The organism is Methanomethylovorans sp. (assembly GCF_041447285.1).
In the GTDB taxonomy this organism is placed as follows: Archaea; Halobacteriota; Methanosarcinia; order Methanosarcinales; family Methanosarcinaceae; genus Methanomethylovorans.
Genome location: NZ_JBGMEB010000006.1, coordinates 409,388 through 428,308, shown reverse-complemented (window position 1 = coordinate 428,308; position 18,921 = coordinate 409,388). Strand labels below are relative to the sequence as shown.

General features: G+C 42.4%; 19 protein-coding genes. 6 read left to right on the top strand and 13 right to left on the bottom strand.

Translation table 11 applies throughout. The features are described from left to right. Positions 1-98 precede the first annotated feature (98 nt). From ACC612_RS04775 to ACC612_RS04765, 3 genes are all read left to right on the top strand, one after another. Complete coding sequence (locus ACC612_RS04775) at positions 99-1,028, top strand: ketopantoate reductase family protein (RefSeq protein ID WP_371853326.1); 930 nt, start codon at positions 99-101, stop codon at positions 1,026-1,028. Further along, a complete protein-coding gene (locus ACC612_RS04770) occupies positions 1,025-1,618 on the top strand; it encodes a uracil-DNA glycosylase family protein (protein WP_371853325.1) in 594 nt (197 codons plus the stop codon). The genes ACC612_RS04775 and ACC612_RS04770 overlap by 4 nt, the downstream gene beginning before the upstream one ends. A gap of 186 nt (positions 1,619-1,804) precedes the next feature. Next, complete coding sequence (locus ACC612_RS04765) at positions 1,805-1,993, top strand: YegP family protein (RefSeq protein ID WP_371853399.1); 189 nt, start codon at positions 1,805-1,807, stop codon at positions 1,991-1,993. A gap of 44 nt (positions 1,994-2,037) precedes the next feature. On the opposite strand, the gene ACC612_RS04760 is transcribed toward ACC612_RS04765, so the two are convergent. The 12 genes from ACC612_RS04760 to hisS all read right to left on the bottom strand — a co-directional run bounded on the left by ACC612_RS04760 (position 2,038) and on the right by hisS (position 14,048). Continuing rightward, on the bottom strand, positions 2,038-2,271 hold the full coding sequence (locus ACC612_RS04760) for a KEOPS complex subunit Pcc1 (RefSeq protein ID WP_371853324.1): 234 nt from the start codon (positions 2,269-2,271) through the stop codon (positions 2,038-2,040). Then, the gene (locus ACC612_RS04755; protein WP_371853398.1) at positions 2,268-3,593 is read right to left on the bottom strand and encodes a DHH family phosphoesterase; all 1,326 of its coding nucleotides are present in this window, start codon (positions 3,591-3,593) and stop codon (positions 2,268-2,270) included. The genes ACC612_RS04760 and ACC612_RS04755 overlap by 4 nt, the downstream gene beginning before the upstream one ends. A 31-nt stretch (positions 3,594-3,624) precedes the next feature. Next, positions 3,625-4,818, bottom strand: coding sequence for a bifunctional sugar-1-phosphate nucleotidylyltransferase/acetyltransferase (gene glmU, locus ACC612_RS04750; protein WP_371853323.1), 1,194 nt, complete (start codon positions 4,816-4,818; stop codon positions 3,625-3,627). Continuing rightward, a complete protein-coding gene (gene glmM, locus ACC612_RS04745) occupies positions 4,818-6,116 on the bottom strand; it encodes a phosphoglucosamine mutase (protein WP_371853322.1) in 1,299 nt (432 codons plus the stop codon). Before glmM ends, glmU (ACC612_RS04750) begins: the two co-directional genes overlap by 1 nt. 18 nt (positions 6,117-6,134) lie before the next feature. Next, complete coding sequence (gene glmS / locus ACC612_RS04740) at positions 6,135-7,964, bottom strand: glutamine--fructose-6-phosphate transaminase (isomerizing) (protein ID WP_371853321.1); 1,830 nt, start codon at positions 7,962-7,964, stop codon at positions 6,135-6,137. A gap of 10 nt (positions 7,965-7,974) precedes the next feature. Then, positions 7,975-9,189, bottom strand: a complete 1,215-nt coding sequence (glmU, locus tag ACC612_RS04735) for a bifunctional sugar-1-phosphate nucleotidylyltransferase/acetyltransferase (RefSeq protein ID WP_371853320.1) — start codon at positions 9,187-9,189, stop codon at positions 7,975-7,977. Between the two features lie 198 nt (positions 9,190-9,387). Next, complete coding sequence (locus ACC612_RS04730) at positions 9,388-9,846, bottom strand: 30S ribosomal protein S15 (protein ID WP_371853319.1); 459 nt, start codon at positions 9,844-9,846, stop codon at positions 9,388-9,390. Positions 9,847-10,010: 164 nt separating this feature from the next. Next, entirely contained in the window at positions 10,011-11,201 is a 1,191-nt protein-coding gene (locus tag ACC612_RS04725; RefSeq protein WP_371853318.1) for a hypothetical protein, read from the bottom strand. A 15-nt stretch (positions 11,202-11,216) separates the two neighbouring features. Then, complete coding sequence (locus tag ACC612_RS04720; protein ID WP_371853317.1) at positions 11,217-11,717, bottom strand: hypothetical protein; 501 nt, start codon at positions 11,715-11,717, stop codon at positions 11,217-11,219. Next, positions 11,698-12,294 carry a hypothetical protein gene (locus ACC612_RS04715; RefSeq protein ID WP_371853316.1) on the bottom strand — a complete coding sequence of 199 codons (597 nt, stop codon included), beginning with the start codon at positions 12,292-12,294 and terminating at the stop codon, positions 11,698-11,700. The genes ACC612_RS04720 and ACC612_RS04715 overlap by 20 nt, the downstream gene beginning before the upstream one ends. A gap of 21 nt (positions 12,295-12,315) precedes the next feature. After that, on the bottom strand, positions 12,316-12,810 hold the full coding sequence (locus ACC612_RS04710) for a hypothetical protein (RefSeq protein WP_371853315.1): 495 nt from the start codon (positions 12,808-12,810) through the stop codon (positions 12,316-12,318). After that, the gene (hisS, locus tag ACC612_RS04705; RefSeq protein ID WP_371853314.1) at positions 12,807-14,048 is read right to left on the bottom strand and encodes a histidine--tRNA ligase; all 1,242 of its coding nucleotides are present in this window, start codon (positions 14,046-14,048) and stop codon (positions 12,807-12,809) included. The genes ACC612_RS04710 and hisS overlap by 4 nt, the downstream gene beginning before the upstream one ends. Positions 14,049-14,248: 200 nt before the next feature. On the opposite strand from hisS, the gene ACC612_RS04700 reads away from it, so the two are divergent. Further along, positions 14,249-15,553 (top strand): TrpB-like pyridoxal phosphate-dependent enzyme, encoded by a 1,305-nt coding sequence (locus ACC612_RS04700; RefSeq protein WP_371853313.1) that lies wholly within the window; start codon positions 14,249-14,251, stop codon positions 15,551-15,553. Between the two features lie 60 nt (positions 15,554-15,613). Here ACC612_RS04700 and ACC612_RS04695 read toward each other — a convergent pair whose 3' ends face one another. Further along, positions 15,614-16,420: a mechanosensitive ion channel family protein gene (locus tag ACC612_RS04695; RefSeq protein WP_371853312.1), complete on the bottom strand. Its 807-nt coding sequence runs from the start codon at positions 16,418-16,420 to the stop codon at positions 15,614-15,616. 25 nt (positions 16,421-16,445) lie between these two features. Between ACC612_RS04695 and ACC612_RS04690 the strand changes: the two genes are divergently transcribed. Continuing rightward, positions 16,446-16,619 carry a hypothetical protein gene (locus tag ACC612_RS04690; RefSeq protein WP_371853311.1) on the top strand — a complete coding sequence of 58 codons (174 nt, stop codon included), beginning with the start codon at positions 16,446-16,448 and terminating at the stop codon, positions 16,617-16,619. 97 nt (positions 16,620-16,716) lie between these two features. Next, entirely contained in the window at positions 16,717-18,921 is a 2,205-nt protein-coding gene (locus ACC612_RS04685; RefSeq protein WP_371853310.1) for an ATP-dependent DNA helicase, read from the top strand.

Here is an 18,921-nt window from a genome sequence, read left to right as displayed (position 1 = left end):
GTTAGCAATTGAGCAAAAAATTTATTTCATATTTATCCTTACTGCATACCTTATTATTTCCATCTAACAGGATTATACCTTAAAGTGTGATGATATAAATGGACATATTAATATTAGGCGCAGGTGCTGTTGGCCTGTCCCTTGCAGCCCGTCTTTCCAAGGTCGTTGATGTGCATGCTGTATGCAGACAAAAACATGCTGACATTATAAAGACCAAGGGATTCAAAATGACCGGCATCTGGGGAGAAGAAACCAGTTTTTTTAGTTGTGGTGAAGACATACCAAAAGACAGGAAATTTGATTACATATTCATAAGTTCCAAGTCCACTGCCACCAGATATATTTGCGAACAGTTCGCTGATCTGATAAAGGACAGAGAAGTGATAAGCCTCCAAAATGGCATCGGAAACGAAGAAATAATTGCAGAATACACAGACCGTGTTATAGGCGGCACTATCATCACTGGTTTTGAATGGACTGGCGATGCCAGTGTTCACGTATCCGTGGAAAGTGGCCCTATGCAACTTGGCAGATTTCCTTCGGGTATGGATGACAGTATACAGAAGCTTGCAGACACACTAAAGCAAGCTGGTGTTCCTGTGTCCACCACAGACAATATCAAAGGTGCACTCTGGTCAAAGGTCCTTTACAACTGTGCGTTGAACCCTCTTGGTGCTATAATGGGTGTTCCCTATGGCAAATTGGAGAATCCACATGCATGGAGCATAATCGAAAGATTGATGCACGAAGCTTTCATGATTACTGCCGCTGAAAAGATTCAATTGCCCTGGGTTAATGCCACAGAATATCTGAAGTACCTTAAAGAATACCAATTGCCAAATACAAGAGCTCATCATTCTTCTATGCTGCAAGACCTTGCAGCCCGCAAGAGAACAGAAATAGAGTTCTTGAATGGTGCAGTAGTGCAGCGTGCAAAAGCATATTCTATAGATGTGCCGTACAACACGTTCATCACTGCACAGATACACTTTATGGAAGATCTAAGAACTAACGGTAACAAAGAATGAGTACAAATTGCAATATCCCTGCTATCACTCCAGATGAACTGGTCAAACTGGGACTTAAAGGAATAACAGCAGCCATACTGGAATGTAAAAGATGCCAGTTACATGAGAATGCCACCAATAAAGTGATAATGCGAGGAGCTGAAACACCAAAAGTGCTTTTTATTGGTGAAGCACCTGGCAAGAATGAAGACGAAGCTGGCATTCCTTTCTGCGGGAGAGCAGGCAAGGTCCTGGATGAACTTATCGCATACATGGACCTTAAAGAAAATGAATATGCCATTATCAATACAGTCAAATGCAGACCGCCGAACAACAGGAAACCAACACAGAAAGAACTTAAGACATGCAGACCTTTTCTGCTTGCTCAGATAGAACTACTTGGTCCTCAGGTTATCATACTGCTGGGTAACACAGCGGAACAAGCATTTTGTGTTTCTGCGCTGGATTGGGGTGAAGCGATAGCCACACCTGAGGGCAAACACCTTATAAAACTATACCATCCTGCTGCTTTGCTTTACCGACGTTCACTCATGGAAAAGCAGAGAGAAATGATCGATATGAATAAAGGTCTGTGGCAGAATACACGATAGATTTCTCTTTTTTTTCTGTATTTACTCCCTCAAAAGAAACTTTTTTATAATATGTGAATCACCCTTTTTTAAGGTAAGAAGTGCTTTTGGAGGAGGGCACCTTAGCTACATCTGCTGTAGCTTATAATGGGTAAAATCTGAGCGTTAGCTTTGGAGAATTTGAAAATAAAATGAGGAGGTGAGGGCATATCAAAGTTTGAAGTATTTACCGATAACACCGGAAAATACAGTTTCAGGTTGAGGGCAAGAAACGGAGAAATAATAGCCACAGGCCAGACCTACGCCAGTAAGACGGGGTGTCTTAAAGGAATAGAATCCGTGAAAAAGAATGCCCCTGTGGCAAAAGTAGTTGAGATGGAAACTCCGGTGAAATGAAATTAGATCATAATTAGATGTTCAAAGGCGAGTGCCTTTGATAGTCATTTGTCTACCTTTTCCAGCACTTCTTCAGCTATTCTGGCATTCATAAGCAGATCATCGACCGTCGCAATGAGAGTTGTGATCTTTTGGGTGCTAAAACTGATCATTGCCAGGCCTTCAGAAACTTCTGTATGCATACCGGAAAGATTGTCAGGAGAAAGAGAAAAAGCCACTTTTTCAGCTATCTGTGAAGCCTTAGGACTTTTCATTGTGATAGTAGTTTTTATCCTCATGATTTATCAGCTGCTCTTTCACCTAATTGCTGCCCTACTATATTATCCACGATATCAATGAACTCCTGGATCCTGCCTGGCGGAATGGAAGCCCCTGATGCGATGTTATGACCTCCTCCCTGACCACCCACAGCCAAAGCCCCTTCCCTCATTGCATAAGCAAGGTCAAGACCTTTACCTATCAAAGCCCGCGTACCTCTGCCTGAGACTTTGACAATACCTTCTACTTCATTAGTTGCAATACAGGGTTTCTCAGGATGCATATATCTTACCACAGTACTGCTTATCATTCCTGTGTTATCCATGTCCTTTGCTACCAGATACCAGATATTCTTTCCTTGCTGAAGCATACCTTCAGCCTGCTTTATATTAGCAACTATGGACCTCTGATATTCAATCATCAATTGACGGGCTTCCTCTAGAACAGATGCATCATGCATACACATCGATAAGGCAATACCAGCTTTTTCAAGCTTCCCGCAGGTATTGAGAATGGCAACAAACTCATAGACGTTCTTTAGAAGCTCTTTTTCAAGATAATAAACATCTCCTATAGCTGCATCCACAGCTTCAGGGCTTGCATGCTTTGCAAGCTTAAGCGCAACAGATGATGTCAGTTTCTTGAGATCTCCCTGAGGCATCTCACTTAATGTTCCCTTTACTCCAAGGATCTCAAGGAAATCATGTATCTTCTTCCTGTCACCTGTAATATCCAGATAAGGCTCTGGAGTATATTCAAGCACATCTGCTATATCACCATCCCCTACCTTGAGGCCCTTTTTGACAGAAACCACACCTGCCTGTATGGCTTCCTCCAGAATATGCAGATTTGCGCTTTCAAAGAGCTGTTTATCCCCAACAGCACCTGCTATTGCCAGTCCGGCAAGATCAACATTGTCCGGATCCATTTCCTTTACTACCAGGTAAGTGGTACCTGAAGCTGAGAGATATATGGCTCCATCGATACCGGTATAATGAGGATTAACAGCCACCTTGACAGGGGAATCACCCACTGGCATGTGATGATCGATTACGATCACGTCATTTTCGATCTGCTTGAGAAGTTCTGCATGACCACTGCCCATATCACAAAACACAACAAGGTCACCTTCAGAAACACTGCTCTTGACGGTATCAATAGTATCCTGTGCTAGTCTGCTTGCGATAGTTGTCTGGAAACGTATGCCTTTCCTCGTAAGGGCCCTGCACATAATACCTGCTGAAGTAAGGCCATCAGCATCATTGTGAGATATGAGGCGCACGTAATTATGTGCAGATATCACATCAGCAGCTTTTGCTGCAAGCTCTTTCAGCCTGCTCATTGCTACGCTTTCAGAGGTCACTGCACCACCATCATTGCATAAGGACTTCACCAGGTTTGGTGCCACCACCGTTCTCAATAACAACACCTACATTAATGCTGGTGTTGATGCCGGTATGGACATCATCACCCATGATGACCCCAAGCTTTCTGCGACCTGTATCCACCCTTTTACCTTTGATAACAGACTTGATGTTTTTACCATCATGGCGAAGATTTGCAACCTTTGTGCCTGCACCAAAATTACAGCTGTATCCAACGACACTATCACCAATGTATGTAAGGTGTCCTATCTTAGTGCCATCCATTATGACACAATTCTTCACCTCAACGCCATTACCTATATGCACATTATTGCCTATGGAAGTGGATGGCCTGATAAAACAGTTTGGACCGATATCGCAATTCTTACCTATGACCACCGGACCGATGATATATGCACCATTGCGTACGATAGTCCCTTCGCCTATTACCACATCACCATGTAAAGTAGCCATAGGTTCTACAGTACCTTCACACTTGGATTTTATCTTTTCAAGCAGAGCTTTGTTGGCATCCAGCATATCCCAGGGTCTGCCCACATCCAGCCAGATATTAGTAAGAGGTTCAAAACCCACATGGATGCCGTCGTTCACCATCATCTGCATAGAGTCCGTAATTTCATATTCATTACGTGGTGATGGCTGTGTTTTGTCAATATAATCAAAGATAGTAGTATCGAACAGGTAAATTCCTGCATTAACGGTCTTAGCCGGAGGATCAAGAGGTTTTTCTATGATACGAACGACCTTGTCGCCTTCTGTGACGATGACACCGAATTCAGATGGATTCTCAACTGCCTTTACACTTATAACAGCAGCTTCATTGTGCTTTATGAGCTTTTCAAGATGTAATGGATCCACAAGCATGTCGCCGTTAAGCTGAACAAATCTCCCATCCACATACTGCCTGGCACAACCTATTGCGTGAGCAGTACCAAGCTGTTTTTCCTGTGTGACATAATCAATGTGTACACCCCACTTGTTCCCATCTCCGAAATATGCCTTGATGGTCTCTTCCTTGTAACCTGTGACCATCACAAACTCCTTAATACCTGCCTGTATACAGGCCTGTACTACATGTTCGAGCATAGGCTTGTTGGCCAAAGGCAGCATAACCTTTGGCCGTGCAACGGTAAGAGGACGCATTCTTGTGCCTTCACCAGCTGCAAGTATCACTGCCTTCATCAAAGATTCTCCTTTACTATCTTCTCGGCCATTGAATAGAGATTGTCGACATTTTCACGAGACTCAGCGGTTATCCTTATCTTTGGTTCTGTACCTGATGGCCTGATAAGTACCCATCCGTCCTTCATTTCCACACGCACGCCATCAATATCTGTAACCTTGCCCATTTGCTTCATTTTTGCAGCAATGACCTTCATGACCCTTTCCTTTTCCATGTTGTCACATGGAAGTGTACCCCTCTTAGTTGGATATTTAGGAAGTACCGCACGCATTTTTGCAAGTGAGGTTTCCTGTACCATTTCTACAAGAAGCGCAGCTGCAAGGATACCATCGGGGCAATATGACACTCTTGGGAAGATCCAGCTTCCCGAAGGTTCTCCACCAAACTCTGCACCTACTTTCTTGAGTTCCTCCGCCACGTAGACATCACCTACACGTGTATAAACAACTTCTGAAAGGGGTAAGGAATCAGCTACCATCATGGAAGTATCGACAGGCACCACAAGCTTTCCTGAATCTTTGCATTCACGCAATGCAAAGATAGCAAGCATTTCATCTCCTGAAACGAACTCTCCGTTCTCGTCCACTGCCATCATGCGGTCCGCATCGCCGTCATGAGCAATACCAACACGTGCACCGAATTCCTTCACAGCTTTTTTGAGCATCCAGAGATTTTCCTCAATTGGTTCCGGATTACGTGCCGGGAAATGTCCATCAAGCTGAGCATTTAAAGTGATTACCTCACACCCCATTTGCCGAAGCAGGAAAGGAGTGATAGTGCTACCTGCAGCACAGCCACAATCAACAACAACTCGCATTTTAACTGGCTTTACATTGCTCAGGATAAGTTCAGCATGATCTTTTATGGCCGAACTGTCTGAGGTGATGTCACCAATCTCATTCCATGGCGCAGCCACGAATTCTTGCTGCTCTATGATGCGTTCTATCTCTTCCTGCTGTGCTGAATCAAATGCCATACCATCAGGGTTCCATACCTTAATACCCACATACGGAGCAGGATTGTGTGAAGCAGTTATCATTACACCACAATCATATTTTCTTGCAGCATAAGCAAGTGTGGGAGTCGTAACAACACCTATCTTGACAACATCACACCCAGCTGACACAAGCCCCGAAACTAATGCATATTCTATCATTTCACTGGATACTCTGGGATCCCTGCCAATAACAGCAGACTTATGAGATCTGCCAAGTGCTAATCCCACTTTCATCGCAAGATTTACTGTAATTTCTTTATTAGCAAGTCCTCTAATACCGGAAGAACCGAATAATTTCATAATACAAACCTCTTAAGATCATTCTACTGTAACGCTTTTCGCAAGGTTCCTTGGTTTATCTATGGAGCAATCCCTTGCAAGAGCTGTGTAATATGCAAGCAACTGTAATACTACAGATGATAGTACCGGAGATAACAGTTCATGGCAATCAGGAATCCTTAGCACCATATCAACATATTTAGTGATCTCAGTATCACTCTGATTTGCCACTGCTATTACTTCAGCACTCCTTGCTTTTACTTCCTTGATATTGCTCAGTACTTTATCATAGGTGTGGCCTTGTGTAGCAATAGCCACGACAGGCGTTTCATTACTGATAAGTGCCAATGGACCGTGTTTAAGTTCACCTGCTGCATATCCTTCTGCGTGGATATATGAGATCTCTTTAAGTTTCAGGGCGCCTTCAAGTGAAACCGGGTAGTTCAGATGCCTGCCTATGAAGAAATAATCCTGTACCTTTGCATAGTGCTCAGCACATTCCTTAATTGCATCCTTATTGTTGAGGATCTTTTGTACCTGGCCTGGCAGTTGTTTGATACCAACTAATATATCCCTGGCCTTCTCAGCAGTTAAGCGACCTCTGACGATACCAAGGTGAATTGCGAGAAGATAAAGCACTATAATCTGAGCTGTAAAAGTCTTCGTTGCAGCAACTCCGATCTCCGGACCGGCACGTGTGAAAAGCACACTATCCGTCTCTCTTGTAATAGTACTTCCCACTACATTTGTTATAGCAGCCGCCTTACATCCATAGGATCTGGAACTTCGGATAGCTGCAAGAGTATCAGCAGTTTCGCCGGATTGAGTTATGGCAAGAGTGAATACCTGGCCGCAAAGTATAGGATCTCCATACCTGAATTCTGAAGCTGTTTCTACATCCGTGTGTATTCCTGCAAGGCTTTCGAATAGATATTTACCCACACAACCCGCATTCCACGATGTACCACATGCAATAATGGTCACTCTCTGCAGATTCCTTAGCTGGTCTTCATCCATCTTCAGTTCATCAAGTATTACCCTGCCTTCCAATTCGGAGATCTTGCCTGCATATGTGTCCTGGATCGACTTCGGCTGTTCATGTATCTCCTTGAGCATGAAATGTTCATAACCAGCTTTCTCAGCAGCTTCTTCATTCCACTCGATGGTATCAACTTGCTTTTCTATCCTTTGTCCATCATTATTGTAGAATTCCACACCCTTAGGACTAATCAACACAAGCTCTTTATCATTGACATATACAGCCTTTCTGGTGTACCGGAGAAATGCAGTTACATCCGATGCTGCATAATTACCTTTATCGCCAAGACCAATAACTAGAGGACTGTCCTTACGGGCAAGTACGATGTGATCCGGCTCGTTGATAGACAATACAGCAATAGCATATGAACCCTCTATTATTGTCATAATATGGCGCACTGCGTCCAATAAGGTACTAAATTTTCCACATTTCATTATTGAATGCAGCAAATGGGCAATTACCTCAGTATCCGTATCTGATGAGAACTCATAACCTTCCTTAATCAATTTTTCCTTAAGACACATATAGTTCTCAATGATACCATTATGCACCACTGCGATATTTGATGAAAGATGAGGATGAGCATTTCTGGTTTCAGGTTTTCCATGAGTTGCCCAGCGAGTATGGCCAATCCCAATATGCCCAGTGAAACCTGGTGGAATTATTTTTTCGAGTTCTGAAATCTTGCCTACAGTCTTGTAGGTTTCAAGATTTTGATTGAGAATAGTAATGCCTGCAGAATCATAGCCCCTATATTCCAGTTTTTTGAGGGAGCTTATGATAACTTCAACTGCGTTCTCAGTACCTACGTATCCAACTATGCCACACATTTGGATCACCTCAAAGTACCAGAGTGCCTCTATGCAATGCTTTATCCACTATAGCACCTGATCCGATCCGACAATTGATGGATACCATGATACCCGCTTTGATAAGAACTCTGTGACCAACATCTGTGTCATCACCAATGACTGTACCAAGTTTTTCTGCCTGGTGCAATTCATCGTTCATTATGATATTTAAATTAGTTCCTGTTTCTGTAATGAAGTATGGATCTACATGACAATTGCTCCCTATTATAGAATCAGAAACATATCCATGAGAACCAATGCGTACATCATTCATAATAATACTGTTGCGGATGTTGGTAAAAGATCCGACATATACATTATTGCCTATGGATGTAGATGGTAATATAACTGCATTCGGACCGATGTCACAATTGTCTCCGATCATGACAGGCCCTACTATATAACATCCTGATCTGATGATAGTATTCTTACCTATCGATACATTTCCTTTAATATGCGCTCCGTCTTCCACTACCATAGATTCGACTTTCCGATCTATCTTTCCAAGAGTAACGGAATTTAGCTTCAGAAGATCCCATGCATATACTGCATCCAGCCACCATGATCTCGTAGTAGCCATTGATATTTCGATTCCATTCTCGATCATCTTCTGGAGTGTATCGGTTATCGCATATTCACCTTTTGGAGAAAGAGGAGTGTCCCCGATATAATCAAATATCCTGGAACTGAAGTAGTAGATACCAGTATTAACCAGATGGCTAATGTCAGAAACCGGATTTTCAATGATCTCTAGAACTTTTGAGCCTTCAGCCTTGATAACTCCATATCCACTCACATGCTCGGTCTTAACGGCGAGTATGGTTGCATCTCCGCGTTTTGATTTGATAAGATCGCTGATAACTTTCGGTTCGATATAGTTGTCGCCGTTTAGAGCAAGGAATTCATATTCGCCAGCGAGTTCAGTTCTCGCCTGTTCTATAGCATGTGCTGTACCAAGTTGAGTCTTTTGCTCAACATACTTTATGTTTACCCCGAAATCCACACCGTCTTTGAAATAGTTCATTATGCGTTCTTTCTCATAACCAACTATCAATAGGATGTCCTTGATATTATTTTGTTCAAGGGAACGGATAACGTGTTCAAGAATAGGCCTGTCAGCGACAGGCAGCATTACCTTTGAACGGGTAAGCGTAAGGGGACGGCATCTGAGACCTTCTCCAGCTGCAAGAATGACCGCTTTCATGCCTTATAGTGGGCACTATAACAATTTATATTTTACCTTGTCTTTATATTATTAGTTATATTTTTTTAATTATGCAAAACTTATTTTGCGCGTAGGCTTTAGACCCTGATAAAATGCAAGAAAGAATAATAGAATTGCCTTGGGCAAAGAAAAAGAAGAGATGACCGACGGGATGAAACCCATCGGAAAAACAACAACTTATCTTGTAATAAGCATCTCTGCCGTTTCCGGCTTGTACTTCCAGTCAGCTGGAAGTACCTTGTTGGCCTGATAGTACTTCACAAGTCTTCTGATCTTGGATTCGATGTTATGCAAAGAACGGATGTTGTGATTGTCAGAGTGGTTTGAAACTACGTGCTTTCTCAGACCTATTGCCTTTACAACAAGGTTATACAGGTCTTCTGGAACTGGTGGCTTCTGATCATTTTCCTTGAGTATGGTTGTGATCTTCTTTCCAGTTGCTAGCTTCACATCTGGCATTCCATATTTGTCCCTGAGGACCATACCAATGAGGCTTGTGCTCATTCCCTGCTTCCACATTTCCAAGACTACTTTTGTAATCTCATCAGTAGTCATGGTACACCATGCAGGAGCTTCAGAGCGCATTGGCCTTTTAGAACCGGATTGACCTTTTCTCCGGGTATGCATTTTTGCCATTAAATTCCTCCAAATAATTGTAAATAAGGTAGTTAATCTAAATTATGTAAATTTTATCGATTTCAATAAAGGCTATTTGAACATTATGGAGATATAGCCTATAATTGTCCTTGGCGAGGCGAGGTAAATGGACCAGCATAGCATATAAAATTTGTGATAGGAAATCACCATATCGTAAGAGTGACCTCTGCTGCCGGAGACCTCACATGCGTGAGAATAGAACATAATTGCTTATCCCTAAGCTCAAGCAGAGTTGTGCTGCCATTGGTTTGCATCATAGCCCGCACAGTATTGTTAATCTCGTCAGACATCTCTACTGATAGATGAGAATATATATCATTTGCATGCTCTTTTCTAAGCTGGTCTCCGATCAATGCTACATTATCTTCTGTGAGCATTGTGAAATTATCTGTTGAGTTTAAGCACATATTTTCTGTCACATTTACAGCATTATCAAACATATCGACAGCAATGCTCCTTTCAATATCCACCTTACTGGAAGGTGAACCTAACAACGAATCACCCATTAATGTAAGATCTTTCTGTCCGATACTTATCTCTTTGAGAGATTCTTCCGGATAATATAACTCTACAATGGATACCGCTGAATTTGAAGCTGCCAAGAGTATACACTCTTCGAACATAGAGCGCAGTTCCTGCTCCTTTTGGGAAGAGTTCAATGCAAGACCTAAACGAAGATCATCCGCAGGAGAAGATATATCTGCCAAGTTTAAAGCATTGTTATATGGCACAGATATTGGTACACTCTGCCTGAACGACCTGGCAGGCGGCACCATGCCTACAGCAAGCTGACTTGAAGGCCCGCATCCTGCAACCGGTTGCCAGTTAGCTTCCAGTCTGTAATTATATCTGCCACCCATTCTTCGATTGAGGTGTTCTTCAAGTGCTCTTTCTGTGGATTTGGAATATTCCTCGCTGAAAGGATGAAGGTAACAGTAAGTTCCATTATCTTCGATATGCAATGAAAACATCATACATTCAGCTATCAGATCAGCAAAGGTTCTGCTAGCATGCTGCTTTGCAAATACATCATTACTTTGGCAGATACTTGTAGAATTTTCAGATGGAACAACACCACTGGACAATTCAGATGGAACTGCCATATACTCAAAATTCTCCACTCTGCTATCCAGAAGAGACTGGAGCAACTGCCCATCGAATCTGTATGCTGCAATATCCTGTACTGCTACATTCTGACCGGAAGAAAGCATAACAGGCATCAAAATAACTGTTGAGAGGGAAACCATAACCAGAAAGAACATAACATCAATGGTTGAGGAAATCGCCCCTTTATCGGATAATAGAGGAATGGAGAATATGTTTTTCAGTTTCATCTTATTTACCTTCCATCAAGAATCCCAACTACTTTTGAACAGCTTTACAGTCAATGTGCCAGGAACTTGCTTCATCGGATTAAGTTCTAGTGTAACAGGTACAGAGGCAGCTATCTGCCCTACATGAGAATATGAAGAAGCTGGCTTGCGGATCTGCCACGTATATTCACCATTTTCCGTTGAAATATCCACTTGAAAATTTACATTGGGAGAGAAACTATCAAAGAATAAGCTCAAGATCTGTGGATCAGCTTGCGGACCGCTCAGCCCATCGAGTTTTTCGGCAGATATAAGATCTTGTCTGCTGCCCTGAAGCATCTGGGAATGGGCGATTCCCTGTGCAATAAGAGAAGCCTGTTCATAATTTTCCAATGCGAAAGAACTATCCTGATGAGCAATGTAGGTCTTTGAGACCACACACGCAAAAATAACAAAACCCAACACCAATAACGCCGTAGCGAAGATGTCGTTTTGCGGTTCAAGTATAGCCCTGTCGTCATTGATAAAACAATACATACCCTATCTTTTCCACGTTTGTATTGCTTACAAAATATATAAATGTTTTATGGATATTGATTGGGTTGCTGGCGTTAAAGCTCACATCTGTCGTCCTGGAAGTCAAATACTCTATTATATCCGTATGATTAGCCCGTACAGGCTCGCTCATAGTTCCGCTTGAATCATATTCCGATCTGAGATCATTGTACAGAGTAGTATGTGAATAAGGATATACCCTAAAAGCAGGGGTCTTTGCCGAAATAATTGGCCTTCCATCAACATTGGTGCTAATGACAACATATTCTCCGGAGATCATAGCTTCCAGTGGTTGCCCTTGAAAGTGGGATAACTGCTCTTTGTTGAAATTATAAGTGGAGTTCACTTCATAAGGACTACTTCCAGCCCTATCTATGTAAGATACCAATTCCGTAGATAACAGATCCAGTTCCTTCTGACGGTTTACTTCCTGAATGCTTACTGCAAAATGATATACAGCAGCAATGACCACAACACTTGCAAGTATAAGTGCAGTTTTTGAAAGAACAAAATCCACCCATGCCCTTTCATCGCGGAGAAAATTTGATATTGTCTTCATCGTAATCTATTGAATAGAACCTTAGATCTGTTCGTACACTCTGACGAACAACATCCCACTTGAGTTATCGATACTTGTTTCCATGAATATCCGGTGTTTGCCTGAACCAAGAACAGCTACACCATCCATCAATTCATTGGTATATGCCGCCCTGGATTCTTTCACTGTATATTTCCCATCACATTCCAGATAATAATTCCTTGCATCACGAGGCCATGCAGCTTCACATTCTGGTATTGACCCCAGGACCACAGAACATCCTGTTGGAATGTCTATTTCCATTGTAAGGTTGCTACCAGGACCGCCTGAATATAATAGCGAAGCTGTAGCATCCATTCTGGACATCTCAGATTCAAGCTCACTTATCTTAATGTGAGCAAGAAAACCTGAAGTTGCTGTGGCCAACATGGCCAAAGTCACCATCAGCAGGATGGAAGCCACCACAAAACGCATAGGTAAAGAAACCGCAGCATTTGTGTTGGCTACCAGAACATGAAAACTATTTGACTCCTTCAATGGCTTTCACCGGTAAGTTTCAAAATGATTTCATCCAGATTCAGGGATTCTTGGCTGCCGCTTTCCATATCTTTGAAAGTGAAAAGCCCTTGGGCTACTTCCCTGTCTCCTAATATCAGTGCATACCGAGCACCTATATTATTAGCATATGATAACTGGGATTTGAAATTCCTGTTCATTATATCCAGGTAAACAGGAACATATTCCCTTAGCTTGCAAGCTACAGGAATAGCATTCATACGTGTGCTTTCAGTAGTGATCATTACCACAGTATTCTGAGGTTCTGGCTCAATGTTGTATATTTCCATGATCCTGTCAAAACCCAGACCAAAACCAGTAGATGGAACATCTCCTCCGCCAAAAAGCTGGATCAGTTTATATGAACCACCGCCACACACCTGTTTCTGTGCACCGAGACCCTCAGCATATACCTCAAAGACCATGCCTGTATAGTAGTCAAGACCTCTAGCTATACCGAAGTCAATAGTATAGTCGATACCGTAGGCATCTAGAAGAGTAAGTATTTGCTGGAACGTGTCGAGCTGTGGAATCGCACCTAGAAGGTTTCGAGCCTTAGAAATTGCTTCATTGCCTGTAAGAGAGATCAGCTCCAGAAGTTGCATCCGCATATCTACAGGTGCAGTGATCTCTTCAAGGTAATCATCAAGTCCCTTGTAATCTTTCTTGTCCACAAGACGCATGATCTTACCTTGTTGTTCAACTTCCAGGGGACTGAGTACATGACGGATGATACCCAGGTAACCTACGTGTAGGTCGCCTTTAATACCTGCAACTCCAAGCATGGAAGTTGCCAGGGCTATCACCTCAGCATCTGCATCCGGCCCTTCGGAACCGATCAGTTCCACACCGAACTGCCAGAACTCTCTGAATCTGCCTTTCTGAGGCCTTTCATATCTGAAACAGTTTTCAAAATAGAAAAGTTTCAAGGGATGGGGCATTGCCTGCATCTCATTTACAAACATCCGCATCACAGGCGCTGTGAGCTCTGGACGCAGGGTCATCTCCCTATCTCCTTTATCTGTGAAGTTGTATAGCTCACCTACTACCCCTTCACCTGATTTCATTGTGAAAAGTTCGAGGTTTTCAAAGGTGGGTGTAACTACTTCATGATAACCCCATCTGTTAACAACCTGCCTTAGCCGGTTTTCCAGATGTCTTCTGCGGGCCATATCTTGCGGAAGGAAATCCCTTGTTCCTCTTGGTCTTTGTATCGTCATCGGATCAACCTGATGTATTAAATAAGTATTTAATGTTAGATATCAAACTAATCTAGTTTGCACGTTAGTATTTATACAGTATATTTTACTGTTTCGATTAATAACATCTTTCAAGAAACTGAGATGGAAACCAAAAGTGCTATATATAATTGAGTTATGCACATTATTGTACAGTTTAATACATTTGATTGAGGATTATCATGGAGCATACGAAGATATTACTCGACGAAAACGAGATGCCTACTCGTTGGTACAATATACTTGCAGATTTCCCGGAACCCCTTGCACCTCCACTTAATCCTGCAACCAGGGAACCCATAAAACCATCTGAACTTGAGCCTATATTTGCAAAAGAGCTGATCAAGCAAGAGATGAGCTCTGAGAAATATATCGATATCCCACAGGAAATCCTGGATATATACAAACTCTGGAGACCATCTCCCCTCTACAGAGCACACAGGCTTGAAAAAGCGCTTGGAACACCTGCAAAAATATATTACAAGAATGAAAGCGTAAGCCCTGCAGGCAGCCACAAGCCAAATACTGCCATTGCCCAGGCATACTACAATATGAAAGAAGGCACAGAGAGAATAACTACTGAGACCGGTGCTGGTCAGTGGGGTAGTGCACTATCACTTTCATGCAACTATTTCGATATCGAATGTAAAGTCTACATGGTACGCTCAAGCTTCTACCAGAAACCATACAGAAAATCCCTGATAAACCTCTGGGGTGCAACTGTAATTCCGTCCCCAAGCACTGAAACACAGTTTGGAAGGATGATTCTTGAGAAATACCCTGATACCAGCGGAAGTTTGGGAATAGCTATTAGTGAGGCAATAGAAGAAGCAGCACTTAATGACAATACCAAATACGCTTTGGGCAGTGTCCTTAACCACACATGCCTACACCAGACAGTGATAGGCCTTGAGACACAGAAACAGTTCGAAAAGACCGAAGATTATCCTGACATCGTGATTGGATGTTGTGGCGGAGGAAGTAACCTTGCAGGTGTCAGCCTGCCCTACATAAGAGATAACATTGCAGGTAAAACAAATACAAGGATCATCGCAGTTGAACCTTCTGCATGTCCCAGCCTGACATCCGGTAAGTATGATTATGACTTTGGTGATATGGCACAGATGACACCACTTCTAAAGATGTACACCCTCGGATCTGAGTTCATACCACCGGCCATTCATGCAGGTGGCCTGAGATACCACGGTGCATCACCAATAGTCAGTAAGTTGGTTGCAGATGGTATGATGGAGGCAACAGCCTATCACCAGGTAGAGATATTCGATGCAGCAGTAGCCTTTGCACGTAGCGAAGGAATAGCACCTGCTCCGGAATCAGCTCATGCCATAAAATGTGCTATAGATGAAGCGCTCAAGTGCAAGCAGACAGGCGAAGAGAAGACTATTCTGTTTAATCTCAGCGGTCATGGTCACTTTGACATGGCATCTTATGACATGTATTTCAGTGGAAAACTGAGCAACGAATAATTTTTTAGAGTATAAAAATGACCTGCTGATCAGCAGGCCATACTTTTTAACTTGTTTATACTAATGTTCCTGCATTATAACAGAAGATGGATCTTTACATTGATTATTATTACTCATCCTTGCATTTGAAGCCATCTCATTCTTATAAACTATAGTACGATATGGGAATGGTATTTCCACGCCTTCAGCATCGAACCTTTTCTTTATAGATTCACGAAGATCACATGCTGTCAAAAAACAAAATTTACGATCTGCACACCAGAAATACATGCGCATATTTACAGCATAATCTCCCAACTCAGTCACCATAACCTGAATAACCTCTTCTTTAGGAATAGCAGGGTCGTATTTCCTAAGCTCTACATATGTCATGATGTTGACATGCTTCCTTGCTTCCTCAAGCATGATATTACGTGCCAGGTCTATATCAGAATCATAACTTATTCCGACATCTACAAGCCACCTTACTGTGGGATCTTGAATAGACCAGTTGATAATGGCTTCATCCCCAATAATGCTATTTGGAATAATGAGCCTGCGATTGTCCCATGTCCTTACAACCGTATGGCGTAGAGTAATATCAATGATCTTGCCATATTCATTCATCACATTTACTCTGTCCCCAACCCTGAAAGGCCGAAAGACCGCAAGTGATATACCTGATATAATATTACCAAGAGTACTCTGGGCAGCAAGACCCACTACAATACCAGCAAAACCTGCACCTGCTAAGAGAGCAACTGACATCTTTTCAAGGAAAGGGATGTTTGAGACTATAACGAACAGACCAAACAGATAGACGACAGCTACACTGGAATGTCTTATAATACTATAAGATGTCTGGTCAATGTTCATTTTCTTATTCATCATGCGCACTTGAGTGACCAAAATCTTGTCCACTATCCTTGCAGTAAGTACGGTTAAGAAAACAATCAAAACGATGAATGCAAATGTAGAAAAATGCACAGATAATGAGTCAGCTAAACCTGACAATGAATTAGCTGACAATGAAGAAGTGTTCCCTAAAATGGACATATATTCCATTTCCCTGTGCATCCTGATATAAGAAATGATCGCTAAATAGTAAAGTAATCTCTGACAAACTGATAAAAATAAGGAAGCAACTTTTATTAGACATCAGATCATCTTTCAGATGAATCCTCATGAAGATCAAAGAACTTAGCCTGTCGGAAAAAGTGATCGCTTTTTATCTTGGATCGGGTATAGAAGAATTGTACCCTCCTCAGGATGAAGCTATTACAAAAGGTCTTCTTGAAGGGAAGAACATAGTTGCTGCAATACCTACAGCATCTGGGAAGACCCTCATAGCTGAGCTTGCAATGCTGAGTTCCATATCAAACGGTGGAAAAGCACTTTATATTGTGCCCCTTAGAGCACTGGCATCTGAAAAAATGGACCGTTTTCTGAAGTTCAGAGAAATCGGCATCAAAACAGGCATATCAACCGGGGATTTTGAAGCCAGGGATGAATGGCTTGGTTCTAATGATATAATAGTTGCAACATCAGAAAAAGCAGATTCTCTCCTGCGCAATGAGACTGCCTGGATGCAGGACCTAACTACTATAGTCGTGGATGAAGTGCATTTACTGGATTCTGCCAACAGAGGACCGACCCTTGAGGTCACTATTGCCAAATTGAGAAAGCTGAACCCAAGAGCTCAAATTATTGCATTGTCTGCCACAGTAGGTAATGCACAGGAAATAGCTGATTGGCTTAAAAGCGGACTTATTCTGAGTGAATGGAGACCTACTGACCTGCGCGAAGGTGTGTATTATGCCGATACAATAAATTTTACAGGCTCCCAGAAAACTGTTGATATCACATCATCTGACGATGGTGTCAATATTGTAATGGGCACACTGGAAGAGGGGGGACAATGCCTTGTTTTTGAAAGCAGCCGTAAGAATTGTGTGGGTTTTGCAAAAAAACTCGGAAGACATGTAGAAAAGGTGCTCAGCAAACAGGAGCGTAATTCCCTTGACATAATAGTAGATGCTATAGAAGAAGCATCTGAAACGGAAGCTTCCAGAGTGCTTGCACAATGTGTGAGAAATGGAGTTGCTTTCCATCACGCTGGACTTAACTCAGCTCACCGCAAACTTGTAGAAGACGGTTTCAGAGAAAATGTAATCAAAGTAATATGCAGCACACCTACCTTAGCAGCCGGGCTTAACTTGCCTGCACGCAGAGTAGTTATCCGCAGTTATAAGAGATATGATGCCAACTTTGGAATGCAGCCAATACCTGTCCTGGAATATAAACAAATGGCTGGCAGAGCAGGCAGACCACATCTCGACCCCTATGGAGAATCAGTTCTTATTGCCCGTTCCTATGACGAGATGGAAGCACTTTTTGAGAACTATATTAATGCTAAAGCCGAAGACATCTGGTCTAAGCTAGGTACAGAAAATGCACTGCGTACCCATGTCCTTTCGACCGTGGTCAATGGATTTGCCTCAAGTGAAGAAGGACTAATGGAGTTCATGAGTGCAACTTTTTTTGCACACCAACAGGAAGCACGTAATCTTCAGGAACTTGTGGAAGAAAGTATATCATTCCTGCTGGAACATGGTATGTTGCAGAATGAAGACCGTCTCAGGGCTACAAAGCTTGGAAAAGTTGTTTCCATGCTATATGTGGACCCGCTCTCGGCGGCGATCATACTTGAGGGATTAGGGAAAGCTAAAAACCTTACTGACCTTACTTTAATGCATCTTGTGTGCAGCACCCCTGATATGAAGCAGCTTTACATGCGCAGTTCGGATTATGCTTCGATAAATGAATTTGCAACTGCCCATAAGGAAGAATTTGCCAGAATGCCCAGTTCTTTCAAGGCAATAGAGTACGAATGGTTCCTGGGAGAAGTAAAAACTGCCTTGTTGATGATGAAATGGATAGATGAGGTCCCCATGGATGAGATCACTACCCAGTTCAACGTTGGGGAAGGTGATATACATGCTTTTGCTGATATGGCACAATGGCTGATGCATGCTATGGCCAGGCTTGCAGAGACTATGGAGCTTCCGGGAGTGGAAAAAGCCTATGAATTGGAAAAACGCATACAATACGGAGCAAACTCACAATTGCTTGAACTGTTGAGTATCCGTGATGTTGGCCGGGTACGTGCACGCAAGTTGTATGATGCCGGAATTACGTCAGTAGAAGCACTAAAGCAGGTCGGTATTGAGAGAATAGCCAAGTTAATAGGTCCGAAGATTGCAGAAAAGATAATGAAAAATATTGGAGGCCTTCACTCAGCAGATGATGAAAATGGAACTGGTTCTGCTGGAACAGTATACAGGCCAATGGAAAGACAACAAAAGACATTTAGCTACTTTGATGAGTAG